Genomic DNA, 11,299 nt, shown 5'->3' with positions numbered 1-11,299 from the left:
GTCGGCAACACGCTCCACTTCGAAGACGGCACCACGATCGCCGGCGGCAAGCTCTACCGCAAGGGAAGCAAGACGCCCGAAGCGCTGCCGAAGCTCAACGTCGAAGTCGACGTGGTGCGCGACTCGGACTTGTTCCGCAACTTCGTCGATGCGATGCGCTCGCGGAAGCGCGAGAACCAGTACGCCGACATCCTCGAAGGACACTACTCCAGCGCGCTCTGCCACTTGGGAAACATCTCCTATCGGCTCGGCGAGGTCGCGCCGTTCGACGCGCAAGCCAAGGCCTTCGGCGACGACAAAGATGCTTATGAAGCGCTGGCCCGCATGGAAGAACACCTGGGCACCGGCAACAAGCTGACGCTCGCGGGCGAGAAATTTCACGTCGGCAAGAAACTGACCATCGACGCGGCGAACGAAAAATTCCTCGACGCCCCGGACGCCGATAAACTACTCACCCGCGACTACCGAGCCGGTTTCGCGGTGCCGGCGAAGGTGTAGGCCGTATCGAAAGTCGATGCAATCCGTCATCTGATTCGTTGGTCACATTTCCTTGATTACATTGATCATCAACTTTCAGGGACGTTTCCATGGCAGAGCAAGGGACGTTACTGAGTCACTTGGCCTATCGCTACGTGACGCAGCGAGAGAACTTTGCAACGGATGCGCTCTGCTATCTATTAAAAAAATCTCACGTCGCCGGCGACTCATTGCTTCGATTGATTTATGAATCCGAGCCGGAGAGACCCGGAGTATTGTCTTTCCGAACCCAGGCTTGGGGGGAAGATGGCGCAATTCCCGATCTCGTAGGCCGTGACGTTCACGGGCGCGATGTCGTGATTTTAGAGGCCAAGTTTTGGGCGGGTCTCACGAAAGCTCAACCGACCGTTTATTTGAAGCGACTAAAAGCGATCCGAACCGGAACACTGGTTTTCATCGCGCCGGCTAAGCGACTAGGTTTGCTCTGGGAAGAATTGTTGCGTCGTTGCGACTTGGAAACGAGCATTCGCGCCGCGCAAAAGAAACCTCATGAGGAAATGCGCTCCATAGATACCGGAGATGGCGTACGCCTTGTCATCCTCAGCTGGAAATTGATTTTACAGCGATTGCATGATTCGATGCTGGAAGCCGGAGGAGAAGGAATACTGGTTGAGGATCTTCGGCAATTACAAGGTCTTTGCAATTACGAAGATACCGAAGCATTTTTGCCGCTCTCTTCCGAAGAGCTGACCTCGAACGTCGGCCGACGAGTTCTTCAATTCGGAGAAGTCGTCGACGCGGTGGTAGATAAGTTGGTCGAGGCTGGAATCGCCGATACGAAGAATTTGCGGTCGGCGGCCGGAAGTGGCTGGTATGGTCGCTACTTCAGGATGGCAAGTACGGGCTGTTCCCTAGCTTTTTGCGCCGACCGATGGGCATCGTTTGCGACTCCCCTAGTGTTGAGGGTGACAGGGGTCAATTACACTCCAGTTTCATGGATCGAGCCTGCTCTCGACCCTTGGAAGCACAGGTCCGGCTTGCGGAGTTTCGAGACGGATGATCGAGACGATCGATTCGGCGGGCTTGAATATGAGTTGCGATTCCCGATCGACAAAGTTCGGAGCGATGTCGTCGATGCGATCGAGCAACAATTGTTGGAGGTTGACGAGCAACTAAAGAAAGCCCTTTCCGTCGCTCCGGAAGTTGCATCCGTTACGGCAGATATCGATGCCGCACGATAACCGTCTTGTCCCAGAGCGCGTTTGCCCCAGTTGAATGATTTTTCATTGCTTCCCAACCGAATTTTGTTAGCTGCGTACAATTGCCTGTGTGATCGTCCTCGATTGGAATCGCAGATAGTTCCGAAATCGTGAAAGGATTCCACCATGACCAGCACCACGGACCCGGTTCCGCATGTCGCCGCCGCGACTCCTTCCGTCGGGCTTTCGATCGGCGAGTATCTCATTCTCCGCTTGCAAGACTACGGCGTGCGCGATGCCTTCGGTATTCCGGGCGACTACGTGCTCGGCTTTTATTCGATGCTCGAGAACTCACCGATCCGCGTCATCGGGTGCTGCAAGGAAGATCATGCCGGGTTCGCGGCCGATGCTTATGCGCGCGTGAACGGGCTCGGCGTCGTGTGCGTGACGTACTGCGTCGGTGGGTTGAGCTGCGTGAACTCGGTGGCCGGTGCGTATGCCGAGAAGTCGCCGGTCGTGGTGATTTCCGGTGCGCCGGGCCTTTGCGAACGACCGAACAATCCGCTTTTGCATCATAAGGTGCGCGACTTCCGGACGCAGTTCGAGGTGTACGAAAAGATCTGCGTCGCGTGCTGCGAGTTGAACGATCCGCACACGGCGTTTCGCGAGATCGACCGCGTGCTCGATGCCGCGGTGCGCTACAAGCGGCCGGTCTATATCGAGTTGCCGCGCGACATGGTGAAGGTCGTGCCGCCGGCTTCGCACGCGTTTCGTCCGACGTCGACGGTGAGTAGTCCCGAGGCGTTGGAAGAAGCGATTGCGGAATCGGTGCGACTGCTTACGGCGGCGAAGAAGCCGATCATCATCGCCGGCGTCGAGATTCATCGCTTCGGCTTGCAAGACGCGTTGCTCGCGCTCGCCGAAGCGACTCAGATTCCGATCGCCGCGACGATCCTCGGCAAGAGCGTCGTCTCGGAGCGGCATCCGCTTTACGTCGGTCTCTACGAAGGGGCGATGGGGCTCGACGAGGTGACGCGCTACGTCGAAGAAAGCGATTGCACGCTCCTGCTCGGCGCGTTTATGACCGACATCAACCTCGGCATCAACACGGCGAACCTCGATCCCGGCACCTGCATCTATGCGACGAGCGAACAGCTGCGCATTCGCCATCATCATTACCACGACGTATTGCTCGGCGACTTCCTGCGCGAGCTCACGGCGGCGAAGCCCGAGACGGTTCGCCGGCCGATGCTGAAGCGCCCGAAGCAAACTGCGGCGCCGTTTACGTTGCGGCCCGACGCGCCGGTGTCGATCGATCGGCTGATCTGCCGGCTCGACGAAGCGCTGGATGAAAACACGATCGTCATCTCCGACGTCGGCGACTCGCTCTTCGCCTCGACCGAACTGACGACGCACGGCAAGACGGAGTACATCGGCCCGGCGTATTACACGTCGATGGGCTTCGCCGTGCCGGCCGCGCTCGGAGCGGCGGTCGCACGGCCGACGACGCGGACCGTGGCGATCGTCGGCGACGGCGCGTTTCAAATGACGGGCCACGAACTATCGACGCTCATCCGCCACAAGTTTCATCACATCTGCATCGTGCTCGACAACAAAGGCTACGGCACCGAGCGGTTCCTGCATCCGGGCGATTTCAACGAAATCAACCCGTGGAAATACAGCAAGCTGCCGGAGGTGTTCGGCGGCGGGAAGGGCTACGAGGTGCGCACGGAAGGGGAGTTCGACGCGGCGCTCACCGCGGCTTGGAACGAGCCGAACGTGAGCCTGATCCAAGTGCATCTGAGCCTAACGGACAAGAGCCACGCCTTGGGGCGGCTCGCCGAACGGTTGAGTAAGAAGGTGTAGTTCGTCTTCGACGAAAATCTCAAATCGCAAAAGACAAATCACAAACAAAAACAAACTTCAAATTACAAATGCATACGCGCGTACTCTGCGTTTGTGATTTTCTGCTTTGGGAACTTGTTTGAGTTTTGTTTTTTGGAACTTGAAATTTCGTACGCATGAATCGATAGCCGCGGATGCATATCCGCGGCCGCGCGACGAGCGTAGCTCACGAAGCGTGTGCGCCCGGGATATTCATCCCGGGCTATTGAAGGAGGGACGTTCGTCGATCGAACGTATGTGGTCGAGCTACGCGCTTATGCCAAGGCGTCGGCCGGCTTCGTTTCTTCCAAGCCGTGGAACGCCGCTTCCAGCACATCTCGGCAGCGCTGCGGAGCGAGGCGATAGAAACGTTGCTTCCCTTCGCGACGCGCAGTCAGCACGCCGGCCGAGCGCAGTCGCGAAAGATGATGACTCACCGCCGGCTGGCTCTGTTGCAATCGCTCGCAGAGGCCGCCGACGTGAAGCTCGTCGTTGCGCGAAAGATGAAACAAGATGCGGAGCCGCGTTCGGTCGGCGAGGAGCGAAAACAGCTCCGCCCAACCTTCGATCGATTCATGTTCACGGAGACCTTGCGGGTGGGCGAAGTCGATCATCGTAAAATCCTTTCACGGGAGGCGGGAGCGCAACGAGGGCGCCGATGCGTTGGGCAGGATCAACTCTACAGGCGGGGAAATCAGGCGGGAGCGGACAAACTTCCAAGGCAACGATCCGAATCACTTCTCCGAGGCGAGCGGGGGCAGTCATGCCCCCGTTTCCGAAACTTTCGACAACTCTTTTCTCAAAGACTTTCTTAGCTCCGAACGGCCGGCTCGCACCGGCCGCTCGCCTTGGACGACGAACGAAACGTCTTACGCGAACAACTTCGAGACGGCATGCGCCTTCACGAGCTCGCGCGGTTGGTTCAAGTGGTTGTAAACGATCGTTTCCGGATCGATCGCAAAGCTATGATAGATCGACGCCAGCAACTCGCCCGGATGCACGACGTCTTCAAGCGGCGCGCTGGCGGTCTTGTCGCTCTTGCCGTGAACGTAGCCGCGCTTCGTGCCGCCGCCGGCGACGACCGCCGTGAAGCAGTACGGCCAGTGGTCACGACCGTCGGCGCTGTTGCCGTTGCCCGACGTGCTGACCCCCTTTTGCGGGCTCCGGCCGAACTCGCCCACCGCGACGACCAGCGTATCTTCGAGCATGCCCCGATCGTCGAGATCGGCGATGAACGAAGAGAGTCCGCCGTCGAGCATCGGAGCCGAGCGGTTCTTCATCCGGTCGGTGAGGCCGACGTGATGGTCCCACGAGTGGTTATCGCTGTTGGCGACCTTCGGCCAAATGACCTCGACGACGCGCGTGCCGGCTTCGACCAAGCGGCGCGCCAAGAGCAAGCTCTGGCCGAACGTGTTCCGGCCGTAAGCATCGCGCGTCTTTTCCGATTCGCGCGAGATGTCGAACGCCTCGCGAGCCCGACCGGAAATAACGAGGTTCAAGGCCCGATCGTAATACTCGTCGAGCTTGTAATCGGCGACGGCCGCTTCGATCTCGGGCATCCGCGCGTCGATCGCCGTGCGCAAACGTGCGCGGCGTTCCAAACGCGAGGCGAACACCTCGGGCCGAAGCTTGAGGTCGTCGACGCGGACTTTGTTCATCTTCGCCATGTCCATATCGTCGCCGTCGGGATACAGCGTATACGGATCATAGTCGCGGCCGAGGAAGCCCGCCGTGCCGGCCTTGCCGACGACGTTGCTCTCTTGCAACGGGCGAGGCAACATCACGAACGGCAACATCGGTTGTTCGCTCGGCTTCAAGCGAATGATGTTCGAGCCGAAGTTGGGGAAGTCTTTCGGGTTCGGCGGCTCCAGCTGGCCGGAAGGGCTCACCTTGTCGGTCGTGTAGCCGGTCATCATCTGATAGATGGCGGCCGTGTGGTTGAAGAGGCCGTTCGGGGTGTAACCCATCGAGCGGATCATCGTGAACTTATCGTTGATGCCGGCGAGCTTCGGCAAGTTCTCGGTGAACTGCACGCCCGGAATCTTCGTCGGGATGTTCTTGAACGCGCTGCGAACTTTATCCGGCACGTTCTCCTTCGGATCCCACAAGTCGAGATGGCTCGGCCCGCCTTGCAGGTAGACCATCACGATGCTCTTGGCTTTGCCCCAACCCGCTCCGCCGGTGCTCGCCGCGGCGGCGTTGGCCGCTTGCAGCTTAAACATCGAGCCGAGCGTGAGTCCGAAGAGGCCGCTGCCGCCGACACGCAAGACCGCGCGCCGACTCATACCGAGATGACCATCGCACAGGTCTTTGCCGCTGCGGCCGGGGACGACGAGCATGGGGATTTCTCCGTTGAAACGTTTCAGTGTTCGAGTATTAGAGCGTGCGAAAGGGCGAGCGGCTACGAAAGTTTTAGCCGGCTCGCTCGGTTCGACACACTGCGGAAAATTCGTTCGGGATTCGGATTCGGAACCCGCGATTCTGCGGGAATATGACTAGTGGTTGAACAAAAACGCCGGGCTATTCATCAACGCCCAGGCCAAATCTTGCACGACCGTCAATCTCTTATCGGCATTCTGCTTGGCGCTCATCGCATGATCGGCCCGGAGTTGCACCAGCGGGGGGTCGATCATGATCGGCGTTTCAGCCGTCGTCACCTTCGTCTTCAGGGCGACCAATTGCTGGTCGATCGGCAGCGGCAGCCGCGCGGTCCAGAGCACGGTCTCTTGCTTGTCGTAGTTCGCGTCGGTGAAGCGTTGATAGGCGTCGAGCGCGTCCCATTGAGCCAGGGTTCGCTTTTCGGCCGGGGTCTTGACGATCGCGGCGATCTCGACCGGCAAACCGAACCCGAGTGGCTTCTTGGCGTCGGTCACCCAGATGCGGAACTTGCCGATGCCGAAGCTCTGTTGGAAGACCTGCAACAGGTCGATCTTCAGCTCGGCGCCTGGCGCGTAGGCGATCGGCTTCGTCAATTGAAACACGGCCCGATGCGCGCCCGGCTTGCCGCCGGAGGCCCAACCGTTCGGCGCTCCTTGATCTTTCTTGCCGTCGATCGCCGTCTTTACGTCGAACTTATCTTGCGACACATCGGCCAAGGCGTCGTTGAACAAGCTCGGCTCCAACACGGTCTTCTTCGTTTTCGTACCGAGCGGGTTCGAGTCGCTCACGACGATCTCGGTCAGCACGAAGTTCCGATTGCTGAAGCCCGGCCCGAAGTTCGGCAAGCGCTCGTCGGGCAAGACCTCGAGCATGATCCCCGTAACGTTCGCCAGCGAGGTTTCCCCGGTGAGCTTATACGTGGGCTGCGCATTGCGATCGACCGTGAAGACGGTCGTATCGTTTTCGATCTTCAGCGCTACCGGGCTCGAAGCCTGCGCGGTTGCCGCGGTGATCTTCAACGGGTGCCAGGTCGGCGAATCGGCCGTCGGCGCGAGCGCCTTCTCCCAAGCTTCTTGCGATCGGGGCAACCGACGAGCCAAAGTTTGCAACTCGAGCGCCGCTTTCGCGGTCGCATCCAGGCGGGCTTTTTCCGCGGCGGCGATGATCGGGGCCTGCGCCTTCTCGTAGGTTTCCAGTTCTTTCTTCGCGGCGGCGATCGCGGCGAGTCGTTCTTGTTCGAGCTTCGCAGCGATCGGCTTCCACCACGCCTCGCGCTCGCTCAATCGCTTCGTCATCGCCGCATGATCGACCTCGATCTCTTGCATCGACTTCGTCGCCAGCGCGACTTCGTCTTTCGTCGCGTGGCGATTCAATACCCGCAGGAACAACCCATCGACGACTTTGCCGTCGTCTTTTTCCTTCGCAACGAGCGACGCCAGCGCGTTCTTCGGATCATCCACGGCGTTCGACAACGTCGGGCCGGAGATCATCGCCATCACCGGGCCAAGCGCCATGCCTCCTTGGCGTTCACACTCGCACGCGCTCTCGCGCGGCGGGCGACCGAACGTCTGCAAGAATCCGGCACCGAGAGCGGCGTTCACTTCGGGCAAGTTCGCGGCGCGCGTGCCGGCCGGATAGCCGGCGAATTGCGTCTGCGAACCGGTGACGGTGTGAATCGCGTCGTACAACACTTCGGCCGGCAAGCGACGGGCCGAGGCATGCGAGTAGTTGATCTTGTCGTCGGAGTTCCATTTGTTCGTCGCGATCGAAAGCTGATACGTGCGCGACTTGCAGATCGTCCGCATCAGCTCGCGCGCGTCGAATTTGTTCTTCAAGAACTCTTGCGTCAGGAAGTCGAGCAGCTCGGGATTCGACGGCGGATTGCCGGCCCGAATGTCGTCGATCGGCTCCATGATGCCGACGCCGAACAGATAGCCCCACACCCGATTCACGTAACTCTTGGCGAAGTACTGATTGTCGGCCGAGGTGATCCAAGCGGCGAGCTTTTCGCGGCGCGAGGCCTTATCCGCGGCGGTGAACTTCGCCGGAAACGGGAACTGCGGCGGCACGACTTGGCCGGTCCGCTCGTGCGTCATTTCGCCGGCCGTCTTATCGGCGACGATCTCATACAACGGCTTTCCTTTTTCCACCGCCGTTGCACCGAGCACCGCACCCTTCGCCATTGGGTCGGCTTGCAAGTCGATCTGCGAGAAGAAGGCGGCCGTTTGATAATACTGATCTTGAGTCCAACGCTCGAACGGATGGTCGTGGCACTTGTTGCAGTTGAAGCGAACGGCCAAGAACAAGTGCGTCGTGTTCTCCATCGTGTCGGCCGGATCGCGGAGGATCTTGTAGTAGGCCGCGGCCGGATTCTCCCGATTCGATCCGCCGGCCGTGAGAATCTTCTTCACGAATTGATCGTAAGGAGTATTCGCAGCGACTTCCTTGCGGATCCAATCGCGGAGTTGCTTCGCGCCGTCGTTGCCGAGAAACTTCGGGTTCACTTGCAACAGGTCGGCCCATTTGTTCGTCCAATGATCGACGAACGTCTCGGAGCCGATCAACTTGTCGACCAGCGCATCGCGCTTGATTTGCGTGGCCCGCGTGTCGGCGAGGAACGCGTTCACGTCTTCGGCGGTCGGCGGCAAGCCTGTCAAGTCGATCGAGACGCGGCGCATGAAATCGGCATCGTTGCAGATGTCCGAAGGAACGATCTTCATCCGCTTCCACTTCGCAGACGTGAGCTCGTCGATCTTGTTGTTCTTCGCCGGTTCGACCCATTGATAGCCGGTGCGGTCGCCCATCACGGTCAACGTCGCCGCGGCATAGGAACCTTCGTAGCGTGCCAACACCGGGGCCTCGCCCCGACGGAGCGCCGTGAGCAAGCCGCCGGTTGCGGCCGAGACGACTTCGATGTTGCCGCTTTCGATGAACGCTTCGCGCGTCACGTCGCGGAGCTTGCCGTCGGCGTAGCGGGCGATGACGCGCATCTGTTGGTTCTGACCCGCGCGATCGATGACGGGACTCTTCGGCAACACTTCGATGCCGACGACCCGCGGCGTTTTGAAGTCGACCTTCGCACCATCGGCGATCCATTGTCGCACGAGCTCGTAATAAGCCTCGCCCGGCTTCGTCAACTGGCCGCCGACGTGCGCGACCGAGCCGGTCGCTTTGAGCAGCATCAACGAGTTGTCCGCCGCGGCGACGTTGACGCGGCGCGAAGCGTGATCGTCGGTGAAGGCCCGCAAGTCGTACACCGGATCGTAGCCGCGAAGCGAAAGCTTGAAGCCGTTCTTGCCGTCTTTCGCTCCATGGCAGGTTCCCTGGTTGCAGCCCATCCGGCTGAGGACGGGATTCACATCGCGGATGTAGTCGGCACGGAAATCGGCCGCCGTACCGACGACCTTCACCGGCACGCCGGCCGTTTTGCCGGCGATGGTTGCCGTAATGGTCGAAGTGCCGTCGGTTCGTGCGACGACGACTCCCCCGGCGATCAACTCGACGCTCAGCGACGAAGCCGTGAGCTTCGCCATGCGGGTGACGTCGAGCACCGCGCCCCCTTCGAGCTTCGCCGTGACGACGAGTTGCGCGTAGTCGAACTTATCCGTCAGTTCGAGCGACGACGGCGAGATCTCCAGCGCCGTGATCACGGCGGCCGGCGGCAGCGTTTCCGTCGGGCTCACGGCCGGCGGCAAGATCGGGGCAGCGCTCTTCACGCCGCTCTTCACCACATCGGCTTTCGCGAGCGGTACCGCCACGAATTGCTTCACCAACTTTCCGTCGGTCGTATTCAACAGACGAATCGAACCGTCGAAACCGGCCGCGGCGAGCGTCTTGCCGTCGGGCGCAAAGGCGACTGCGAACACACCGCCGGTTGCGACTTCGACTTTCGCCAGCTGCTTGATCGCGCTCTTCGAGATGTCGTCGAGCTGCTTCGTCTCGGCTTCCGACCGATCGCTTGCTTTCTTTTCGAGAATCTTCTTCAGCGGCGGCGCGAGGGCCGCGTCGTCGGCATATTGATAGATGCCGATCTCGCCGACGCCGTCGTTGCTGCTTGAGGCCGCGATCAACTTGCCGTCGCGACTGAAATCAACTCCGAACACGCGCCCCTTCAAAGCCGGCAACACGCTGACTAAGTTCGCGTCGTCACCGATCACGCGTTTCGACACGCGATAGATGCGATAGATTTTCGGCACTCCGTCGGCCCCGCCGAAGACGATCTCGTCGCGCGATGGATGCCGCGCGACCGCTTGCAAGCCACCCTTCAGGGCGCCGGGCGTGATCGACGTGATGTTGTCGACGAACCGTTGCGTGTCGACTTCGACGAGCTTCGCCGAGCGGTCGCGACTGACCGAAACGAGGTGCGAGCCGTCTGTCGAGAACACGGTGTCGAGCGCCCAATCGTTGTGCGAGCCCATGTAGAGCGTTTGCTTGCCGGTCGCCGCATCGACGACGCGCACACTATTGTCGCCGCAGCCGCAGGCGATCGACTTTCCATCCGGCGACCAAGAGACACCGTAGAGCGAATCGAAACTGAGCGACGTCGACAACAACAACTTCTTCGTCGCGACGTCCCACACTTGAATCTCGCCGACTCGGGCCGGCAGCCCACCGCTGACGGCGAGCTTCGTACCGTCGGGCGAGAACTTCACCTTCTCGATGCGCTCGGCCACGCCGACCAAGCGGCCGACGAGGCCGGAGCCGTCGGCCTTTTGCAGCAACACTTCATGGAACCCGGCCACGGCCAGCAGTTTGCCGTCGGGCGAGTAGTCGATCGAAGGAATGACGGGAGCCCGCGTGTAGATCGGCGGGTGCTCGGCGTCGTATTTTTGGACGGTGTTCGCCGGGGTATCGTCGAGCGCGCCTTGCGCGATCCACTTGCGGATTAGGTCGATGTCGGTGGCGGAAAGGGCTTCTTTCCCCTTCGGCATCTCGGCCTTGCCTTGGGCCGGCGTGATGAGGGTAACGAGGTTGCTGCTGTCCGGCTTGCCGACCACGACGGCCAAGGTTTCGCTTTCGCCCCCTTTCAGGAGCTTGCCGAAAGTCGTCATGTCGTAGGCGCCGCCTTGCTTGGCCGGCTGATGGCAGCCCTGGCATTGGGCCTGAAAGATCGGACGGATTTGCTTATGAAAGCTGATCTTCGCTTCCGGCGCGGCAGGGGCGGCAGCGTTTGCCGACACGGTCGTTGTCGCGAGAAACAGCCCGAACATGCCGACGACGGCGCGAACGCAAACGACGGCCGAGCGCGGAGCCCGGAACGAGCGCGATAAGGAGAATCGCAAAATCATAGCAACGTCATCCTCGTTCGGACGAGGAGACTTTTCGAATCGCCGGAGCACCCGAAACCGCTCACGCCTCGC

The 11,299-nt window shown here is 60.5% G+C and carries 6 protein-coding genes; 3 read left to right on the top strand and 3 right to left on the bottom strand.

Annotated features, from left to right (window positions below; all coding sequences use genetic code 11):
• The 3 genes from K8U03_21785 to K8U03_21775 all read left to right on the top strand — a co-directional run.
• Positions 1-498, top strand: a 498-nt coding sequence (locus tag K8U03_21785) for a gfo/Idh/MocA family oxidoreductase (protein ID MCE9607527.1), incomplete at its 5' end; no start/stop codon positions are given.
• A gap of 89 nt (positions 499-587) precedes the next feature.
• On the top strand, positions 588-1,718 hold the full coding sequence (locus tag K8U03_21780) for a hypothetical protein (GenBank protein ID MCE9607526.1): 1,131 nt from the start codon (positions 588-590) through the stop codon (positions 1,716-1,718).
• A 144-nt stretch (positions 1,719-1,862) separates the two neighbouring features.
• On the top strand, positions 1,863-3,542 hold the full coding sequence (locus K8U03_21775; protein MCE9607525.1) for an alpha-keto acid decarboxylase family protein: 1,680 nt from the start codon (positions 1,863-1,865) through the stop codon (positions 3,540-3,542).
• A 293-nt stretch (positions 3,543-3,835) separates the two neighbouring features.
• On the opposite strand, the gene K8U03_21770 is transcribed toward K8U03_21775, so the two are convergent.
• The 3 genes from K8U03_21770 to K8U03_21760 all read right to left on the bottom strand — a co-directional run bounded on the left by K8U03_21770 (position 3,836) and on the right by K8U03_21760 (position 11,149).
• Positions 3,836-4,174, bottom strand: coding sequence for a metalloregulator ArsR/SmtB family transcription factor (locus K8U03_21770; protein ID MCE9607524.1), 339 nt, complete (start codon positions 4,172-4,174; stop codon positions 3,836-3,838).
• Between the two features lie 255 nt (positions 4,175-4,429).
• Positions 4,430-5,899 carry a DUF1501 domain-containing protein gene (locus K8U03_21765; protein MCE9607523.1) on the bottom strand — a complete coding sequence of 490 codons (1,470 nt, stop codon included), beginning with the start codon at positions 5,897-5,899 and terminating at the stop codon, positions 4,430-4,432.
• 156 nt (positions 5,900-6,055) lie between these two features.
• Entirely contained in the window at positions 6,056-11,149 is a 5,094-nt protein-coding gene (locus K8U03_21760) for a DUF1553 domain-containing protein (protein MCE9607522.1), read from the bottom strand.
• Positions 11,150-11,299 lie beyond the last annotated feature (150 nt).

This window comes from Planctomycetia bacterium (assembly GCA_021413845.1).
In the GTDB taxonomy this organism is placed as follows: Bacteria; Planctomycetota; Planctomycetia; order Pirellulales; family PNKZ01; genus PNKZ01.
This window is presented reverse-complemented; position numbering and strand designations above follow the sequence as displayed.

What these genes read in the sequence shown, in the direction of transcription:
- K8U03_21780 (MCE9607526.1), top strand. Translation starts at nt 588, where the DNA reads ATGGCAGAGCAAGGGACGTTACTGAGTCACTTGGCCTATCGCTACGTG.
- K8U03_21770 (MCE9607524.1), bottom strand. Translation starts at nt 4,174, where the DNA reads ATGATCGACTTCGCCCACCCGCAAGGTCTCCGTGAACATGAATCGATC.
- K8U03_21775 (MCE9607525.1), top strand. Translation starts at nt 1,863, where the DNA reads ATGACCAGCACCACGGACCCGGTTCCGCATGTCGCCGCCGCGACTCCT.
- K8U03_21760 (MCE9607522.1), bottom strand. Translation starts at nt 11,149, where the DNA reads ATGTTCGGGCTGTTTCTCGCGACAACGACCGTGTCGGCAAACGCTGCC.
- K8U03_21765 (MCE9607523.1), bottom strand. Translation starts at nt 5,899, where the DNA reads ATGCTCGTCGTCCCCGGCCGCAGCGGCAAAGACCTGTGCGATGGTCAT.